The organism is Corynebacterium phocae (assembly GCF_008693075.1).
Lineage (GTDB): Bacteria > Actinomycetota > Actinomycetes > Mycobacteriales > Mycobacteriaceae > Corynebacterium > Corynebacterium phocae.
The window spans coordinates 38,115-56,118 of record NZ_VXKJ01000037.1 but is presented as its reverse complement, the minus strand read 5'-3'; the positions used below and the strand labels follow the sequence as shown (position 1 = coordinate 56,118).

Genomic DNA, 18,004 nt, shown 5'->3' with positions numbered 1-18,004 from the left:
GCTACTACAAGCTACTACTGCTCACCACGGAGCTCACGCAAGCGTGCCTGAACTGCGGCGTCATCCACGTCCTCGGTGGTCAGCTTCTTCTCACCGGATGGCTGCGGCTGAGCTGCAGGCTCAGGCTTTTGCATACGCACCGACTTCGCGCCGGCGGCGTTGTCAGCCCTAGGAGCCTCGATGGACTCCTTCTTGTCGCTTTCCACGGCCTTGGTGGAGTTCATCTCCGCGCGAATCTGCTCTAGGCGGGAGTGCCCTGCCATCTGAATGCCTGCCTGCTCCACCTCATGCATACGCGCGTCAACGGAACTTTCTGCCAACTCCGCCTGCCCCAGGGCGTTGGAGTAGCGGCGCTCAATCTTCTCACGCACGGAGTCAAGGGTGGGACCAGATGAAGAGGTAAGTTCGCTCATGGAGCTCAAGGACTCAGAAACTTTTTCCTGCATCTTGGCTTGCTCCAGCTGGGACAGCAGCTTGGAGCGCTCGTTGACCTTCTCGCGCAAAGAAGCGGCATTACGCTCAACAGCCTGACGGGCCTTAGCAGCGGACTGCAGCGCCTGGTCATGCATCTTCTTAGTGTCTTCAACGGATTGCTCCGCAGTCACTAGCTGAGCGGCGAAGGCTTCTGCGGCATTTTCGTACTCCACTGCCTTGGAATCATTGCCATTCTGGCGCTCCTTATCCGCTAGCTCAAGAGCCTGCCGGGTGTTGGCCTGTAGCTTCTCAATATCACCCAAACGGCGGTTGAGCTGCATCTCCAGCTGGCGCTGGTTTCCAATGACGGCGGCCGCCTGCTGGGAAAGTTCCTGGTGCTGGCGCTGAGCTTCCTCGATAGCTTGCTCGATTTGTACCTTGGGGTCAGCGTTTTCCTCAATTTTTGAGTCAAACAACGCCATGAGGTACTTCCATGCCTTAACAAACGGATTAGCCACTATCTTGGGCCTTTCTTATAGAGGGTTTACTATTCTCACGAGTCTACGCTGCTACGAGGACTCACTTTTAACGTGTCTCCCATGTTAGCCAACCCGTATCCACGGTGTTCCACAATGTAAGGATTTAGGGGCTCAACTTAGGGGAAGGCCGTCTATGCCTCCGCTGCAGCAGGTGCGGTGGCGGCCAGTTCCTCATTCATGGTGGGCATCACCATATTACCGGCGGCTTCAATGAGGACCTCTGCAACCGTGGTGCCCAGCCCGTGACACACCGCAGCCAGCATCTCAGAAGAGACTTCCTTGCGCCCGCGTTCTAGCTCTGACAAGTACCCCGGTGACACGTGCGCGATGGAAGCGAGCTCACGGAGCGTAACGCCCTTATCAGCACGGAACGCACGCAGCGTCAGCCCCAGGGCCTGCCGCAGCAACGGCTCCGGCGTCCGCGTAGCCGTCTTTGAAGCCGGAGATGACATCTGGGAAATTGGCTTTTCAAGAAGTGCAGTAGTTGTTTTCATCACTATGTCTAACGCACGGTGGCGGGGATTTGTTCCCGGAGTCTCTATGATTTTTCTAGAATGCCCAAGAAGGTAGATAGGGCAAAGGTTACGGCACCGGTCCGGATTTCCTCCCGGGAACCGTACAACCCCGTTGCCAGGAAGGTCTCCACGGTGCCCCCGTGGTGAGCAATCCCCACGAACACTGTCCCAGGTGGGTGCCCCTCCTGTAAGTCAGGACCAGCCACCCCAGTCAGGGAAATACCCCACGTGGATCCGCAATGCCTGACAGCAGCCACAGCCATGTCCTTGGCCGTGAGCGCGGACACCACCCCCTGCGCTTCCAGAGCCTTTACAGTAGTGCCCAGGAAAGCTGCTTTGACCTCAGTGGCGTAGGTGACCAAACCCCCGCGCAACGCGTGTGAAGCGCCGGGGACTGAACCCACGCTTGCAGCCGCCAAGCCTGCGGTAAGGGACTCGCAGAAAGCTAGAGTCTCTCCCCTGGCTTTTAGAACGGTGAGGACATTTTCAGCAGTCACGTGCTTTTACCTTTCTTCACTGCGCACCAGCACGGGCGGGGTATGGGCTGTTAACCGTTGCTGCGCCGTGCGTCTAGAAGGTACTGGGCACCGGTCACCACGGTCACCACTACTGCCAGCAGCATGACTAGGAAACTAGGGATATCCATCCATCCTGGCAACGGAAGGAAGTAGAGGGCCACGGCAAAGGCTTGGAGCACGGTTTTCAACTTCCCGCCCTTGGAGGCGGGAACCACCTTGCCGGAGCGCAACATCCCCATGCGCCAGAAGGTGATCCCAAACTCGCGGACCAAAATGACCACGGTTACCCACCAGGGAAGGCCGTAAGCCAGGTTGAGGCAAATCAGCGCCGTGGACATCAAAGCTTTGTCCGCGATAGGGTCCGCGATCTTGCCAAAATCTGTAACCAGGTTGTGTTTGCGGGCGATATCCCCGTCAAGTTTGTCGGTAAACATCAACAGACCGAACACCCAGAACGTCCACCACTGGTGACCTGAGAGGGCCAGCCACGCGAAAACCGGAATGAACAGGATACGCAGGCTGGTCAAAACGTTTGGAACGTTGAGATTAGACGGCTTGGACGTAGGAGTCATTTTTCGGTCAGTCACGCCCGCCATCCTACCGCAGCCCCGGCCCGCGCGCGTACCCGTTCGAACGTGCGAGTGTATCTGCCTGCTCCCCAGCTTGCAGGCTCTTATACACACCCGGCGCACACGGCCGGGCGCGGCAGCGGACAGAAACCTCCCCGCAGGCCGGGGAAAAAAGTTTAGACTGTAGCCATGAAATACTTCGCAGTTTCCTACAAGTACGACCCCGAAAATTCCGGTATTGCCCAGACCCGTCCGGAGCACCGGGAGTTCATCTCCCGGCTCCATGGGGAGGGAAAGATTCTAGGCTCCGGCCCGCACCCCGACGGCTTGGGCGGCGCGCTTATCATCTTGAAATTCGATGATGAGTCTACCGAGGTAGCCCAGGTAATTGACATCATGGACCAGGACCCCTTCTGGAAGGGCAACTTGGTGCCAGACCGCACCATCCGCGAGTGGAACCCGGTCATCAACTCTTTCTAGTCTATTTGCCCGTTTCGCCTTCCTAGGACTTTCAGCGAACCGCGCCTGGCACTTGGGTGTAGCTGGCGCTGCGGTACGGACCGGGCCCCATAGACGCTCGCGCCGGGAATGACAAAGCTCTTCCCACCCCACCGGTGCCCCGCGGGGAGCTGCCGGTGAAAGTGGGAAGAGCTTCGTGTGTGTGTCTCCCTTTTACCGCTGGCTAGGAATAACGCGGCTGGGAGTAACGCTTCGCTTTAGCGTTTGGCGGTGTCAGCCTCGGTGGCCTGGCGCAGGAATTTGCCATTCTTGTCGCGGACAATTTTGTTTCCTTCCTCGTCCCAGTCCAGGCGGTTAGAGGTGGCACGCTGGCCGCCGTTGGCCACGTCACGCTTGCTCTTGATAAGAGATAGCACCACCGTTGTGGCCAGGACACCCACAATCACTACCAAGGACCCCAGCGTGGAAATTTCCGGGATGGAGTGGACGTCTTCGCCGCTGTTGATAAACGGCAGGTTGTTCTCGTGGAGCGCGTGGAACAGCAGCTTCACGCCAATAAACAGCAAGATGATACCCAGGCCATAAGCCAGGTAGACAAGTCGCTCCAGCAGGCCGTCGATGAGGAAGAACATCTGGCGCAGACCCATGAGGGCAAAGGCGTTGGTGGTAAAGACCAGGAATGGCTCAGAGGTAATCCCGTAGATGGCGGGAATGGAGTCAAAGGCAAACATGACGTCAATAAGCCCGATAGCAATCAGCGCCACGAACAGTGGGGTTAGGGCGAACTTGCCGGCCTTGGCCCCGGACTTTTCGCGGTAGGTCAGGTTATCCCCGTGGTAGCGCGGGGTCACGTGGACTACCTTGCGCAGCCACTTGATGACCATCATGTCGTTGGGGTTGGTTTCCTCTGCGCCGCGGACTTCATCGATGATGAGCTTGACCGCAGTGTAGATAAGGAAGACGGCAAAGATGTAGAACACATCGGACCAGGCTGCAATCAGCGCTGCGCCGAGCAGGATGAAGATGAGGCGGAACAGCAAGGCCAGAACAATGCCAATCAGCAGCACCTTTTGTTGGAATTTTCGCGGAATCTTGAAAGCCGCCATGATGAGCGTGAAGACAAAGAGGTTGTCTACGCTCAGCGCGAGTTCAGTGATCCAGCCGGTGTAGAACTGCATGGCGTGCTCACCATCCCAAGTAATCCACACTATCCCGCCGAACACCACGGCCATGCCCATATAAAAGGCTGCCCAGGCACCAGCTTCCTTCATGGATGGCGCGTGCGGTGAGCGCACATGCGAGAAGAAGTCAAAGACAAAAAAGCCAGCGATAACGGCCATAGTGATGGCCCAGATCCACAAGGGTACGTGCATAGTTAAAATCCTCCGGTCGGTACTGAAAAGCTAGTACGGTAAAACGATAAAAAAGACCGGAGGTCTCCCCCGCCCACAAAGCAGCAAAATGTGCGGTGTGGACCGGCGCGACCGGGAGCAAGTCTCAGTGGACGTGCAGCCGTGTTGACGGCCAGCGCCGAAGGTGTGGGGTACTCCCCTCCAATTCTTTAAACACACTACACCAAAAGCGCCAACAAGCCCCAGCGCACGCGGTTGCGCGCGGCTGGGGCTTATGGCCGGGTTCCGGAAACCCGGAGCTCTAATACCGCCTCCGGTGGTTAGAAGGCACCAGCGGAGGGATTGTAGGTTGCCTTGACCGCTTTGGTTTCGGCGGCGTCCTCCACTATTTCACCGTCTATGACGGAGGTCTCATCACCGCTGGGGCCGGCTTCCTGGTCCAGCTCGTCCTGCATCTCCTTGGGGGCATCGGCGGGGTCGGCGCCCTTCAAGTACCACAGCATGGTCTCTAGCTCTTCCGGCTTGGTGAGTACCTCGCGGGCCTTGGATCCCTCGGAGGGGCCCACGATACCGCGGGTTTCCATCAGATCCATGAGGCGGCCGGCCTTGGCAAAACCAATGCGCAGCTTGCGCTGAAGCATAGACGTAGAACCCAACTGGGAGGTGACCACCAGCTCGACGGCCTCAAGCAGGTCGTCCAGATCCTTTCCGATGTCCTCATCAATGTCCTTCTTGGCCTCAGCCGCCTTGTCCTCGGTGACTCCCTCGGTGTAGTTGGGCTGGCCCTGAGCCTTGGCGGCATCGACAACAGCTTGCACTTCGTCGTCCGCAACGAACGCGCCCTGCATGCGCACCGGACGTCCGCCCTGTGGAATGAACAGGCCATCACCCATACCAATGAGCTTTTCCGCACCGGCCTGGTCCAAAATCACGCGGGAGTCCGTCAGCGAAGAGGTAGCAAACGCCAGGCGCGAAGGCACGTTGGTCTTAATCAAGCCAGTCACCACGTCCACGGACGGACGCTGGGTTGCCAGCACCAGGTGAATACCAGCGGCGCGGGCCTTTTGCGTGATACGCACGATGGATTCTTCGATCTCCTTCGGCGCGGTCATCATCAGGTCCGCCAGCTCGTCTACCACGCACACGATAAACGGGTAGGGGCGCATCTCCCGCTTAGAGCCGGCCGGGGCCTGGATTTCTCCAGAGCGAACCTTGTCATTGAAGTCCATGATGTGGCGCACGCGCGCGGACTTCATGTCCATATACCGCTGCTCCATCTCCTCAACCAGCCATTGCAACGCGGCGTTGGCCTTCTTTGGCTGCGTAATGATGGGCGTAATCAGGTGCGGGATGCCCTCGTACGGGGTCAGCTCCACCATCTTCGGGTCCACCAAGATAAGGCGGACCTCCTCCGGGGTGGCGCGGGTGAGGATGGACACCAACAGGGAGTTCACAAACGCGGACTTACCCGAGCCGGTGGCACCGGCCACCAACAGGTGTGGCATCTTCTGGATGGAGGAAGAGATGAACTGCCCCTCAATATCCTTACCCAGGCCCACCAACATCGGGTCGGTGGTGTTCATGTTCTCCGAGTCCAGCACCTCGCGCAGGCGCACCATCTCCCGGTCTGGGTTAGGCACCTCAATACCTACCGCGGACTTGCCGGGGATAGGCGTTAGCAGGCGTACATTCTCGGTGGCCACGGCATACGCCAGGTTGGATTGCAGGTTGGTGATCTTAGAGACCTTCACGCCCGGGCCCAGCTCAATTTCATAGCGGGTGACTGTGGGGCCACGGCTAAAGCCCACCACGTGGGCGTCAACCTTGAACTCTGCAAAGACGTCGGTTATCGCCGCAATAATGCGGTCGTTGACCTCCGTGTGCGCCTTGGCGGGCTTGCCCGGCGTGAGCAAAGAAGTTTCCGGAATGTGGTAGTTACTGCCTTCATCAACAGGGATAACGCTAGTTTCCCCAGCGGGTTCTACGGCCGCCGGTGGTTGTTCCATGTTCCGGCCGGTGGCCGGATCCATCCCGGAACGCTGAATAATTGCCTTGCGCACGGCCTCCCGTGACGCCGAGATGGTATCTCCGGCCGCACTAGCAGCTGCCTTACTTGCCGATACCGCCGCGCCCGCGCCGGCCGCACCTGCAGCCAGGGAGGCCCCGGCCGCTCCAGCAGAACTAGCTGCCGCACCTGCAGCCAGGGAGGCCCCGGCCTCGCCTGCCGAACGGGCTGCCGCACCTGCCGCACCTGCAGCGCCGGCACCGGCAATGGTGGCACCAGCAGCCCCTGCCGCTCCGGCAACGTCTGCTACCGCCTGCGAACGCTTGCGTGGTGCAGGCTGACGCGGTTCCGGAACCACCGGGATCTCGTCCGTGTCGCTCGCGCTGAACGTGCGGGCTGTTCCCAGGTGCTGGGTAGCACTACTTGATTCCCCGTCTTCGGGTAGTTGTGCCGCATCCGCGGACGGGCGTAGCCCCTCGTCCAACGGGTAATTATCCAGCGGGGAGCTTCCGGGGCGCCCGGGGCCGCTATCTCCCCTGCGGGGGGCAACGGACTCAGCGCTAGGAGCGCGCCGGACTGTGGGGCGCACGCCACGGCGGCTCGGCCGCCGCCGGTCTTGTTCAATGTCTTCGATATCTGCGGAAGCATTGCCGTACAGATCTTCATCCTGGTCAAGATCAGGATCATCGTCATCGGTGGAATTGAGCTGCTGGCTAACCCACGCTGCCACCATATCCCACACCTCGCGCACAGTAATGCGGGTTATAAGAAGGGCGGCGTAGACAATAACCAGCGCTAACAACGGAATAGCAACGTAGGCTGAAAAGCCGGTGGCCAGCAGACCTCCGGTCCAGGCCCCCACTGCCCCACCGGCATCCATCCGGTCCGCCCAGGAGTCCGGGTTGTCCGCAAAGAGGTGAATCAGCCCCAGCATGGAGACAACAATGAGGGCAACCCCCACAATCATTCGGGTCTCCATCACTCCGGAGGGACCTTGCAATTGCAGCATGAGCGCGACTGCAACAGCCACTAGGGCCACTGGCAGCACCAGGGCACCGGCACCGATAATCAAGTGCGCGACTTTAGCGATAACGGCTCCGATGGGGCCCGCGATGTCTAGCCAGACCGAGGCTCCCAACACTGCTGCCAAGCCTATGAGCACCAGGCCCACGACGTCCGGGTTACCTATGGCAATACCGCTGGAGGTTGATGGCTTGTCCGGATGGTCCTCCATTCCGTCATCCGCGTCATTTTTAGCCACGCGGGACCGCCCGGAGTCACCAGCATCTTGTTTCTTAGTTCGCTTGGACCGTGATTGGCGTTCCTTGCTCATCCTACCCGTTTCTACATCTTCTTCTTCGTCTTCTTCAGCAGCCAAGAATTCGTTCAACCCCACCCCAGCGGCGTAAGAGCTGGAATCTGAGCCGTAGCCGTCCTCGCGCCCGGTCCCGTCCTCGCGGTCATCACCGTCTTGGTTTCCGGAACCAAGGCTCCGAGTGAGGCTTCCCAGGCCGCGGGCGGCCGCGCCAAAGGCAGCCCCTACCCCGTGGCCTACTGCTCCGAAGGCGCTGCCGGTGCGCTCACCGGAGGTAGCGGCCGCCCGGCTGGACGAGGCGCCGGTGAGGGTCAGCGAAGACGCGCCGCTGGCGGAGCGGGCGCGGGTTTTCGCGGCTGGCCGGCTGCGCGCGGTAGTGGAACCTTGCGCCTTCGAGCGTCGTTTGCTGCGGGAATTCCGCGAGCTGGAGGAAGCATTCTTGACAGACATGGAAACCACTTTAGACGCTTTGACACCAGTATTCCCATACGCAACACCAGTGAGCAGAACTTTTCTTCAGTCCCGGGCGCTACCCAGAAGGTAAACCCTAGAGGCTTGACCTAACGATGGCGGTGTCATCACCCTTAATGACCACCTCAGCCTCGTCCCGGCCAAAAACCCACAGCAGTAACTCCGGGACCGCGCCCATCACGGTAACAACCGCACTCCCCTGACTGGTCACCCCGCGCGAGTTCGCGGCAAGCAAACGCGGGTAGCCCGGAGCAAACAGCGCCACCGGCTTGGTAGATTTGGTCAACATCCGCGGTGCCAACACCGTGAGAGTCTTATACATTTTGTCATTAACCACGGTGGAAAACTCCCGGGGCTTCACCATGCCGTTGGCCCTCCGCACATCCTCGTGGTGAACAAAGTGCTCCGCAAAGTTGGCAACGGAATCGAAGAACCTTAACGGGTGGAACTTCTTGGGGCCGGCGGCCCACGCGGAGACAACCGCTGCGTAATCGCGCTCCGCAACCTCCCGCATGACATCTTCAGTCACTTTAGAAAGAAATGGGAAAACAATCCCGGCGGCGGCCCGCGGATGGTGTTCCCGCAACCACAGATGGGCGGCCATCTCACGGGTATCCCACCCACCGCACAGGGTAGGAGCAGCGGGGCCAAGTTCCAGGAGCAACGCAGCGAGCTTTTCACGCTCAGCAGAAGAAAACGACATGAGCCCTAGCATACAACCAAAGGTTGCAGCTAGGGCTCACCTCCACGACCTGATGCCTATAAGGACCGGGAAACGTGGTTCACGTTAACTAGCGCGACTCCCGTGCGCCTGATACGTCATCATCAAGATCGAGCTGCCCGGAGGCGGTCTGGATGATGGTGGGCAGAATAACCGGTTCGCGCTTGTGCTTTACCGACATCAGGCGGGTGACCTTGCGGCGCACCTTCTGCACCATGCGGTAGGTGTCATTTTCGCCTTCAGCAGCCAAGTCATTCATGGTGCTTTCTACCAGCTCCGCGATTTCCGGCACTACTCCGCGGTCATCATCGCTAAAGCCCGTGGTCTCAACCGTTGGGCGTTCCAGCAAACGGCAGGTCCGGTTGTCAATTACACAGGTGATGGAGACAACGCCGCCAGCACCCAGGTTAGTACGGTCCGCCAAAGTGTCCGCGTCCACGTCACCCATTGTTAGGCCGTCCACGTACAAGTTGCCAATCTGCAGCTGGCCAACCACTTGCGCGCGCCCCTTCTGCAGGTCCACAACCACACCGTTTTGGGCCAAGACCACGCGGTCACGGTCCACGCCGGTGGAGATTGCCAGCTCCTTGTTTGCACGCAGGTGGCGCCACTCGCCGTGTACCGGCATAGCGTTGCGCGGACGGGCTGCGTTGTAGAGGAACAACAGCTCCCCGGCGTAGCCGTGTCCGGAAGAGTGAACCTTGGCTTCCTTACTGGTGATAATCTCCGCACCAATCTGGGACAGCATATTCATCACGCCGTAAATTGCTTCCTCATTGCCCGGAATGAGCGAGGAGGAGAAAATAACCATATCCCCATCGCGGACAGTGATCTGGCGGTGTTCCCGGCGGGCCATGCGCGACAGTGCCGCCATGGGTTCACCCTGCGTACCGGTGGTAATCAACATGACCTTGTGAGGGGCCATCCGGGCGGCGTCATCGATAGAAATGATGGTGCCACGCGGGACCTTCAACAAGCCCATCTTCTCCGCGATTTCCATGTTCCGCAGCATGGACCGGCCATTGAAAGCAACCTTGCGGCCGTTGGCAACAGCTGCGTCCACAGCGGCCTGCACGCGGTAAACGTTGGAGGCGAAGGTGGCCAGAATCACGCGCTGCTTGGCCCCGGAGACCAGGCGGTTGAGAGCCGCCGGAATATCTCCCTCAGAGCCCGAAACACCAGGGATGTTAGCGTTGGTAGAGTCACAAAGCATGAGGTCCACGCCCTCATCACCGAAGCGGGACAGTGCCGGCAAATCCGTTGGGCGGCCGTCAAGCGGGGTCTGATCCAGCTTGATGTCACCAGTCTGGATAACGCTACCCGCTGGGGTGTTGAGCATGATTCCCAAGGCGTCAGGAATGGAGTGGTTCACGGCCCAGAAACGGCACCGGAACGGCCCATAGGAAACATCAGACTGCTCATTGACCTCAATGAACTTGGGACGCAGGCGGTGTTCCTTACACTTCGCGGCGATCAGCGCGATAGTAAAGCGGGAAGCCACGATAGGGATATCACCGCGCAACTTCAACAGCCACGGGATAGCACCAATGTGGTCCTCGTGCGCGTGAGTGATAACCAGCGCCTTGACCTTGTCCAGCTTCTTTTCAATCGGACCGAAGTCAGGCAGGATGAGATCCACGCCGGGCTCACCGGAGGACGGAAACAGCACGCCACAGTCGATGATGAGCATGTCGCCCTGGTAATCGAAGACGGTCATGTTACGGCCAATTTCGGAAATACCACCAAGGGCGTAGATACGCAGGGCATCTTTAGGCTGCTTTGGTGGCTCCGGAAGACGCTTGGTCAGATCCGCACCCTGCATTGATTTCAGGACACTCCGGCGGCCACGGTTTCCGCCGTTGTTGTTGCCACCGCCCTGACGGTTATTGCCGCGGCCGTTGTTCCGGTCATCACCGGAGTTACCGCGAGACCCGCCGCGATTGTTATCACGGTTGTTCTCCCGATTGTTCTCGCGGTTGTTGTCACGGCCGTTGCCGTTGCCGCTGCGGCCACGGCCACCCCGTGATCCACGGGAGCGGCGGCGCGAGTTATCCCCGTCCTGCTTTTCTCCGTTGTCTTGACGCTCGGAATTGTCCCGCCTGCTGTTCTCAGAACCCTGGTTCTGCGAATTAGCGGCACCAGCGGTTTCAGCAGCCTTGCTAGCTGCATTCTCCGGTGCTTGGAAAACGGGAGAAGCCGCCTCATTTGAGGCCGCTTCGTTTGCTTCTACCGGTGGGCCCGCCTTGCGGGTAACCTTCCGGGAACTCTTGCGAGATTCAGTCATTCTTTAAAGACTCCAGCCTTTGTCATATCTTGGCGAAGCTCCGCAATTTCTGACTCCGTTGCATCTAGCACCGGAAGCCGCGGAGATCCGCAATCCAAACCTTGCAGTCGCAAGGCAGATTTTGCCATTGTTACGCCACCCAAGCGTGCTTGCGCATGCATGAGTGGGATTAAGTGTGTGGCGTTAATCTCGCGCGCACGCGCGAGGTCGCCATCTTCGAAAGAAGTATAAAGTTCCGCCAAATATTGTGGCGCAGCATGTCCTATAACGGAAATCAGACCAGAGGCCCCCAGGGATAACCACGGTATGTTCAGTGGGTCATCACCGGAGTACCAGTCAATTCCGGTTTCATGCATAAGCTCAGCACCCAGACCAAGGTGACCCTTGGCGTCTTTCACGGCACTGATGGTGGGTAGCTTCGCAAGGCGACGTAGAGTGTCAGCCTCAATAGCAATACCCGAGCGGCCAGGTATATCGTAAACGCACACTGGGAGGTCTGTAGCCTTAGCGATCTCTTCGAAATGGGCAAACACCCCGTCTTGGGAGGGCTTGGAGTAGTACGGGGTTACCACCAGCAGGCTGTCCGCACCGGCTTTAGCCGCAGCTTTTGCCAGCTCAACGGAAACCTTGGTGTTGTTAGTCCCAACCCCGGCACAAACCTTTGCCCGCGTGCCCACTTCATCGATGACGGCCTTGAGCAGTTCAATCTTTTCTTCCGGCGTGGTAGTCGGGGCTTCGCCCGTGGTGCCGGAAATGAACAGAGAGTCAACGCCGTTGTCCACGAGGTGCGTAGCTACCCGACGCGCGGTCGCGGTATCTAGCGCTCCGTGATGATCAAAAGGGGTGACCATAGCTACGCCAACCCGGCCAAATACCGGGGTGTCGGAGTGTGCTGTCATACCTGTGCTCATGTCTGACTAGGTTACCTGTAAACGGCGCTTTTGTTGGTATCCTCTCCGCGTGGTGGCCCCACCGTGTAAGCGCTCCCGGAAAAACCCCAGGTCATGCCATGGTCACGGTCATGGTCATGAGGTGAAACATCCAGGGGGCGGCTAAGCGTACGGGCTGGACGCCATCTCCGTTCCGTCGGCGAGCTTGGTAATGGTGAAATCGGAGAAAATCACCGGTGATTGTTCCATTAAGATTTTCAATGCCGCTACCGCCACCGTCCGCATTTCTTCATCGGCATGCTCGGTGGCGTGGGCGGCAATCATTTCCCGCCACGCGCGGTAGTTCCCGGTCACCACAATCCGCGACTCCGTGGCGTTGGGCAACACCGACCGCGCAGCCTGCCGGGCCTGCTTGAGTCTTAGCAGCGCATTGGGTTCATTAGCAAGGTTTTCCTCAAGACCGGATAGCAACTCCTCGTACATAAACCGCGCGTCCTCCACCGCTCTGATGAACGTGCGGCTGAGGTCTTCGTCCTTGGCAATGAGTGCCGGAACCACGACTTCGGGCTCCTCCGGGTGGACGAACCGTTGGGACAGCTGAGAAAAGGAAAAATGCCTGTGCCTGACCAGTTCGTGGGTAGCTGACCTGGAGATGCCCCTAATGTAGAGCGTCGCAGTAGCGTGCTCCAGCAAGGCGAGGTGGCCCACCTCGATAATGTGGTGCAGGTAAGCCTCATTGCCCGCTGTACGCGGGTTGGGCTTATCAAAGGACTCATAACAGGCACGACCGGCAAATTCGACCAAGGCTTCGCCCGACGTAGCAGTCTCATCCGGCGACCAATCAATATCCGCCGGGGGGTGGAACTCCGTGGCCGCCACCAGTTGAATTTCAAGACTACTTTTCTTTGTCATTCCCTCAGATTCTTTCTTCCTCATGTACGTCAAAGTGACTACCTGTGCGGTGGCTACCTGTGCGCCACTGCATTCGCCGTACGTCACCGGATTGCAGATCCCGCCGAGTTCCAATCCCGTACGGGCGGGCGCCGGATACCAGCTAGATATCCAGGTAATTTTCTAGCCCAACCACCAAGCCGGCGTGTTCGGCTATCTTGCGTACCCCCACCAGAACACCGGGCACAAAGGATGAACGGTCATAAGAGTCCTGGCGAATGGTAAGGGATTGCCCCTGTGCGCCGAAGATTACCTCTTCGTGGGCAACCATTCCCCGGGTGCGGACGGCATGAACGGGGACGCCGTCAACAACCGCCCCCCGCGCGCCTTCCAGGGTCTGCTCCGTGGCGTCCGGCATCTCCCCCATTCCGGCCCCCGCGCGCGCCCGGGCAATACCCTGGGCGGTGTGGATGGCGGTGCCGCTGGGCGCATCCAGCTTTGTGGGGTGGTGGTATTCCACTACCTCGGCCGTTTCAAAGAACTTTGCTGCTTGGGCTGCAAAAGCCATAGTCAAAACTGCGGAGATGGCAAAGTTGGGAGCAATGAGAACGTGACCCGCGCCGTCCTTGCTGGCCCACTCGGCTACCTTATCTAGGCGTTGCTCATCAAACCCCGTGGTCCCCACCACGCAGTGGATGCCATGACCCACGCAGAATTCTAGGTTGTCCATCACCGCACCGGGTTGGGTGAAATCAACCACAACCTCAGCTCCGCTATCAACCAACTTGTCAAGAGAGTCACCCCGGTCTACCTCCGCGACCAGCTCCAGGTCATCTGCGGCGCTAACCCCCTCCACAATCGCGCGGCCTACGCGCCCCTTCGCTCCTAAGATGCCTACTTTGATTGCCATCGTGTGTACTCCTTCGCCTTAGTTTTGCCACTACCCCGCAGTAGTGCTGTGTTTTCACCGCCAGCGCCGCCGCCTCACCACTAGAGCTTGGTGGCAACGTTTAGCCCAGTTGCCCCATGGTGGCCAGAAAACCAGCGCTAGGTAGCCACGCTTGCCGGTTTTTCTCAAAGTCTACAGGCACGCCCCTGGAGTTTTTGTACCGGGCAAGCCGCTACCTGCACGCAGTCCTTATGGAAATCTGTGAAGTAATTTAGAAGCTGGAAAGTTCGGGGCACAAAAGTTTATCTTTCACTGGTACGGGTTTTCCATTACTCTCGTAACCATGTGTGAAGATTTTTCTCAGCCCGGCCCAACGCTTGTAAAACCCCTCGCTGCCTCTTTAGCTGTCTGCGTAGCCGTCTCTCTCTCCGCCTGCTCTCCTTCTGATGGAGTAGACAACGCGCAATCCCAACTGTTAACCAGTACCACCACGGTGTCCAAGGCCAATGCGAAGAAAGAAACGTCCCCTGCGCACACCCCTGGGGAGGCCACAACGGAAAAGGCCACCCGTCCAGCAGACAACGGCGCGGCTGCCAGCACCGCCAGCCCTCCAGCTAAAGAAGCCCCACAGGCCAACGGCTTGCCCGCCGGATTCTTAGGCCAACCAAGTGACCAGGACCGTCCGCTGACCATGAACGGTCCAGCCGACCTGGTTCCCGTTGCGGTCCGCACGGGCTCACACCCCGGTTTTGACCGGTTTGTCATTGAATTCACCGGCACCGGCAAACCCGGATGGTATGCCCGCTATTCGACCGAACCCGCGCAGCAGGGCTCCGGATTCCCGGTTGAGTACCGGGGCACAACGGCTTTGACGGTGGGTGTGGAGGGGACGCCGTGGCCGTTTTCTGCGGAAAAGCAAGCATCGTTCATCGACGCCGGCACTTTCCCAGGCGCGGGAAGTATCCGCTCGGTGGAATTTACCGGAGCGTTTGAAGCCCAGTCCCAATTTGTCCTCGGCCTCGATGAGAAGCGCCCCTACTCCATCACTTTCCTTGAGCAGCCTTCCCGTTTGGTCATAGACTTCCTCAAGGACTAGCACCCCCGGGCGTAGGACCGCCTGATATCCGGTGCCAGTGCAAGAAGAAAAAGCCGCCCGCGGCTAAGCCACAATCTGTGGCCAGCCAGGGCGGCTTTATTCAGCTGACTTTAGTCCTCTACTGGAATAAGGGAGATCTTGCCGCGGTTGTCAATGTCCGCGATTTCTACCTGGACTTTGTCGCCCACGTTGTAGACGTCCTCTACCTTCTCAATGCGCTCATCTCCGCCAATCTTGGAGATGTGCATCAAGCCGTCTGACCCTGGAGTCAAGGAGATGAAAGCACCAAAGGCAACGGTCTTGACAACCGTACCTAGGTAGCGCTCACCAACGGTTGGTAGCTGCGGGTTAGCAATGCCGTTGACGCGCTCGATGGCGGCGTCGGCTGCCTCACCAGTGGCTGCGGAGATGTAGACGGTGCCGTCTTCCTCGATGGAAATATCAGCGCCGGTTTCTTCCGTAATCAGGTTGATGGTCTTGCCCTTGGGGCCAATGAGCTCACCAATCTTGTTCATTGGAATCTTCACCGAGGTAATCTTCGGTGCCAAAGCGGACATCTCATCCGGGGAGTCGATGACGGTTTCCATGGTGTCCAAGATAGCGGCACGAGCATCACGTGCCTGCTCGAGGGCATCCGCCAGCACCTTAGAGGGGATGCCGTCCAACTTGGTGTCGAGCTGCAAAGCGGTGATGAACTCGGAGGTACCAGCGACCTTGAAGTCCATGTCACCGAATGCGTCTTCTGCACCAAGGATGTCGGTCAGCGCAACGAACTTCTCCTTGCCCTTGACCTCACCGGAGACAAGTCCCATAGCGATACCAGCCACGGGTGCCTTCAGCGGAACGCCGGCGTTAAACAGAGACAGCGTGGAAGCGCAGACGGAACCCATGGAGGTAGAACCGTTGGATCCTAGAGCCTCAGATACCTGGCGGATGGCGTAAGGGAATTCCTCACGGGTAGGAAGAACCGGAACCAAAGCGCGCTCAGCAAGCGCACCGTGCCCGATTTCGCGGCGCTTGGGCGAGCCCACGCGGCCAGTCTCACCTACGGAGTAAGGAGGGAAGTTGTAGTGGTGCATGTAGCGCTTAGATGAGTCAGGCGACAGCGAGTCAATATGCTGCTCCATCTTCAACATGTCCAGGGTGGTTACGCCCAGGATTTGAGTCTCCCCGCGCTCGAACAGCGCGGAACCGTGCGCGCGCGGAATGAGTTCAACCTCAACCGCAAGGTCACGAATGTCGGTAACGCTACGGCCGTCAATACGGAAGCCCTCGTTGAGGATCTTCTTACGGACGATGGCCTTCATCAGGGAGTTGTACGCATTGCGGATTTGCTTGGAAGCGTCATCCAATTCCTCAAAGCGGTCCAAGAGAGCTTCTTCCACGGTGGCCATATGCTCATTGGTGGCGTCATCGCGGTCCTGCTTGCCGGCAATGGTCATCAGCTCTTCGAGCTTCTTCGCAGCCTTCTTCTCCACTGCCGCGTAGACATCATCGGAATACGGCGGGAACAGTGGGAATTCCTGGGTTTCTTTAGCCGCACGCTCTGCCAGACCAGCTTGGGCCTTGCACAGTGTCTCAATGAAAGGCTTAGCGGCCTCAAGACCAGCTGCCACGGTGGCCTCCTTGGGAGCCGGGGCACCTTCCTTGATGCGCTGGATGACGTTGTTGCCAGCTCCAGCCTCCACCATCATGATGGCAACGTCTTGCTTGCCACCCTTGTCTACCAGGCGGCCTGCAACAACCATCTCGAAGAGAGCTTGATCGTGCTGGGCGTGGTTGGGGAACGCTACCCACTGGCCCTTGGGGTGCTTATCATCGGCAATAAGCGCCATGCGTACGCCGCCCACAGGGCCGGAAACTGGTAGACCAGACAGCTGCGTTGCAGCAGAGGCACCATTGATAGCCACAACGTCATAGAACTCTTCAGGGTTCATGGACATGACCGTGATGACAACCTGGACTTCGTTGCGCAAGCCTTTAACAAAGGTTGGGCGCAGCGGGCGGTCTACCAGACGGCAGGTCAATACAGCTTCAGTCGAGGGGCGGCCTTCGCGGCGGAAGAACGAGCCCGGGATTTTGCCGGCTGCGTACATACGCTCCTCAACGTCCACGGTCAGCGGGAAGAAATCAAAGCCTTCGCGCGGCTGGTTGGACGCAGTGGTGGTGGTCAGCAGCATGGTGTCATCATCCAAATAGGTGGTGACAGATCCGCCGGCCTGGCGCGCTAGCTGGCCAGTCTCGAAGCGGATGGTGCGAGTGCCAAAGTCCCCGTTGTCCAGGGTGGCAATGGCTTCAGTGATGCCGAACTCTTCGTCGACAATAAATTCAACAGCGTTATTTTCGCTCATTAAAAAGTGTTACTCCTTCAAGTACCGGCGATCATCGTTGCCGCCGGGGGTTTCCAATATTGGTCTTTAATACCAGGGAAAACCTTAGCAGGTTTTAGCTAGTTCCGCTCATAAATTCGCGTCCGGCGCAACCCGAGTGCCTACTTGCTGCCACATAAAGGGGTTCGTTGGGGGCTAAATCACAGCCGCGAGGCCGCCACTTAAAACGAAAAATGCACCCGGCAAAAGCCAGGTGCAAATTATTTTAGACCGTCATCTGACGTCTAGCGTCTAGCGCAAAATTAGCGGCGCAGACCCAGGCGTGCAATCAGGTCACGGTAACGGTCAATGTTGTTAGCTGCCAGGTACTTCAACAGGCCACGGCGGCGACCAACCATCAAAAGCAGGCCACGACGGGAGTGGTGATCATGCTTGTGGGTCTTCAGGTGCTCGGTCAAGCTGTTGATGCGGTAGGTCAGCAGTGCAACCTGTGCTTCGGGAGAGCCGGTGTCGGTCTCGTGTAGGCCGTATTCCTTGAGAACTTCGGTCTTCTGCTCAGTGGTCATTGCCATGAGGTACAACTCCTAAAATATTTTCAGTCCACATAAAATTTATGCCCTTAAAAAGTTTCCCAACGCTAGGCGGTGGTGTCCTTTCTTCGTGCAGCCCGCAACTGCTGTGAACCGCAGTAAGACGAACCGCATTTACTGTACAGCCCTAGCCACACGCGCGCAAACTTCAAGGCC

At 58.6% G+C, this 18,004-nt stretch carries 15 protein-coding genes; 2 read left to right on the top strand and 13 right to left on the bottom strand.

Annotated features, from left to right (window positions below; translation table 11 throughout):
- Nucleotides 1–14: 14 nt before the first annotated feature.
- The 4 genes from F4V58_RS04555 to pgsA form a co-directional block, all read right to left on the bottom strand.
- Nucleotides 15–932 (bottom strand): PspA/IM30 family protein, encoded by a 918-nt coding sequence (locus tag F4V58_RS04555; RefSeq protein ID WP_075733741.1) that lies wholly within the window; start codon nt 930–932, stop codon nt 15–17.
- A gap of 152 nt (nt 933–1,084) precedes the next feature.
- Nucleotides 1,085–1,447 (bottom strand): helix-turn-helix domain-containing protein, encoded by a 363-nt coding sequence (locus F4V58_RS04550; protein WP_075733739.1) that lies wholly within the window; start codon nt 1,445–1,447, stop codon nt 1,085–1,087.
- A 44-nt stretch (nt 1,448–1,491) separates the two neighbouring features.
- Nucleotides 1,492–1,965, bottom strand: a complete 474-nt coding sequence (locus F4V58_RS04545; RefSeq protein ID WP_075733737.1) for a CinA family protein — start codon at nt 1,963–1,965, stop codon at nt 1,492–1,494.
- Nucleotides 1,966–2,015: 50 nt separating this feature from the next.
- Nucleotides 2,016–2,582, bottom strand: a complete 567-nt coding sequence (pgsA, locus tag F4V58_RS04540) for a CDP-diacylglycerol--glycerol-3-phosphate 3-phosphatidyltransferase (protein ID WP_075733735.1) — start codon at nt 2,580–2,582, stop codon at nt 2,016–2,018.
- 162 nt (nt 2,583–2,744) lie between these two features.
- Here pgsA and F4V58_RS04535 point away from each other — a divergent pair, with 162 nt between their 5' ends.
- Entirely contained in the window at nt 2,745–3,035 is a 291-nt protein-coding gene (locus F4V58_RS04535) for a YciI family protein (protein WP_075733733.1), read from the top strand.
- Nucleotides 3,036–3,271: 236 nt separating this feature from the next.
- On the opposite strand, the gene F4V58_RS04530 is transcribed toward F4V58_RS04535, so the two are convergent.
- From F4V58_RS04530 to dapB, 7 genes are all read right to left on the bottom strand, one after another.
- On the bottom strand, nt 3,272–4,387 hold the full coding sequence (locus tag F4V58_RS04530) for a TerC family protein (protein WP_075733731.1): 1,116 nt from the start codon (nt 4,385–4,387) through the stop codon (nt 3,272–3,274).
- Between the two features lie 299 nt (nt 4,388–4,686).
- A complete protein-coding gene (locus F4V58_RS04525) occupies nt 4,687–8,136 on the bottom strand; it encodes a DNA translocase FtsK 4TM domain-containing protein (RefSeq protein WP_084559682.1) in 3,450 nt (1,149 codons plus the stop codon).
- A 97-nt stretch (nt 8,137–8,233) separates the two neighbouring features.
- Entirely contained in the window at nt 8,234–8,860 is a 627-nt protein-coding gene (locus F4V58_RS04520; RefSeq protein WP_245803031.1) for a TIGR03085 family metal-binding protein, read from the bottom strand.
- Nucleotides 8,861–8,948: 88 nt separating this feature from the next.
- Nucleotides 8,949–11,162, bottom strand: a complete 2,214-nt coding sequence (locus tag F4V58_RS04515) for a ribonuclease J (RefSeq protein ID WP_084559681.1) — start codon at nt 11,160–11,162, stop codon at nt 8,949–8,951.
- Complete coding sequence (dapA, locus tag F4V58_RS04510) at nt 11,159–12,073, bottom strand: 4-hydroxy-tetrahydrodipicolinate synthase (RefSeq protein ID WP_075733727.1); 915 nt, start codon at nt 12,071–12,073, stop codon at nt 11,159–11,161. The genes F4V58_RS04515 and dapA overlap by 4 nt, the downstream gene beginning before the upstream one ends.
- 141 nt (nt 12,074–12,214) lie before the next feature.
- Nucleotides 12,215–12,964, bottom strand: coding sequence for an FAD-dependent thymidylate synthase (thyX, locus tag F4V58_RS04505; RefSeq protein WP_075733725.1), 750 nt, complete (start codon nt 12,962–12,964; stop codon nt 12,215–12,217).
- Nucleotides 12,965–13,106: 142 nt separating this feature from the next.
- On the bottom strand, nt 13,107–13,853 hold the full coding sequence (gene dapB / locus F4V58_RS04500; RefSeq protein ID WP_075733723.1) for a 4-hydroxy-tetrahydrodipicolinate reductase: 747 nt from the start codon (nt 13,851–13,853) through the stop codon (nt 13,107–13,109).
- Nucleotides 13,854–14,175: 322 nt separating this feature from the next.
- Between dapB and F4V58_RS04495 the strand changes: the two genes are divergently transcribed.
- Nucleotides 14,176–14,928 (top strand): AMIN-like domain-containing (lipo)protein, encoded by a 753-nt coding sequence (locus F4V58_RS04495; RefSeq protein ID WP_075733721.1) that lies wholly within the window; start codon nt 14,176–14,178, stop codon nt 14,926–14,928.
- 110 nt (nt 14,929–15,038) lie between these two features.
- Here the strand turns inward: F4V58_RS04495 and F4V58_RS04490 are convergent, their stop codons facing one another.
- On the bottom strand, nt 15,039–17,279 hold the full coding sequence (locus F4V58_RS04490; protein WP_075733720.1) for a polyribonucleotide nucleotidyltransferase: 2,241 nt from the start codon (nt 17,277–17,279) through the stop codon (nt 15,039–15,041).
- 281 nt (nt 17,280–17,560) lie between these two features.
- On the bottom strand, nt 17,561–17,830 hold the full coding sequence (rpsO, locus tag F4V58_RS04485) for a 30S ribosomal protein S15 (protein ID WP_075733718.1): 270 nt from the start codon (nt 17,828–17,830) through the stop codon (nt 17,561–17,563).
- Between the last annotated feature and the right edge of the window lie 174 nt (nt 17,831–18,004).

Coding starts and splice junctions, on each gene's coding strand:
- F4V58_RS04525 (WP_084559682.1), bottom strand. CDS start 8,136: ATGTCTGTCAAGAATGCTTCCTCCAGCTCGCGGAATTCCCGCAGCAAA.
- dapA (WP_075733727.1), bottom strand. CDS start 12,073: ATGAGCACAGGTATGACAGCACACTCCGACACCCCGGTATTTGGCCGG.
- F4V58_RS04515 (WP_084559681.1), bottom strand. CDS start 11,162: ATGACTGAATCTCGCAAGAGTTCCCGGAAGGTTACCCGCAAGGCGGGC.
- dapB (WP_075733723.1), bottom strand. CDS start 13,853: ATGGCAATCAAAGTAGGCATCTTAGGAGCGAAGGGGCGCGTAGGCCGC.
- F4V58_RS04495 (WP_075733721.1), top strand. CDS start 14,176: ATGTGTGAAGATTTTTCTCAGCCCGGCCCAACGCTTGTAAAACCCCTC.
- F4V58_RS04530 (WP_075733731.1), bottom strand. CDS start 4,387: ATGCACGTACCCTTGTGGATCTGGGCCATCACTATGGCCGTTATCGCT.
- F4V58_RS04550 (WP_075733739.1), bottom strand. CDS start 1,447: ATGAAAACAACTACTGCACTTCTTGAAAAGCCAATTTCCCAGATGTCA.
- rpsO (WP_075733718.1), bottom strand. CDS start 17,830: ATGGCAATGACCACTGAGCAGAAGACCGAAGTTCTCAAGGAATACGGC.
- F4V58_RS04535 (WP_075733733.1), top strand. CDS start 2,745: ATGAAATACTTCGCAGTTTCCTACAAGTACGACCCCGAAAATTCCGGT.
- F4V58_RS04520 (WP_245803031.1), bottom strand. CDS start 8,860: ATGTCGTTTTCTTCTGCTGAGCGTGAAAAGCTCGCTGCGTTGCTCCTG.
- thyX (WP_075733725.1), bottom strand. CDS start 12,964: ATGACAAAGAAAAGTAGTCTTGAAATTCAACTGGTGGCGGCCACGGAG.
- pgsA (WP_075733735.1), bottom strand. CDS start 2,582: ATGGCGGGCGTGACTGACCGAAAAATGACTCCTACGTCCAAGCCGTCT.
- F4V58_RS04490 (WP_075733720.1), bottom strand. CDS start 17,279: ATGAGCGAAAATAACGCTGTTGAATTTATTGTCGACGAAGAGTTCGGC.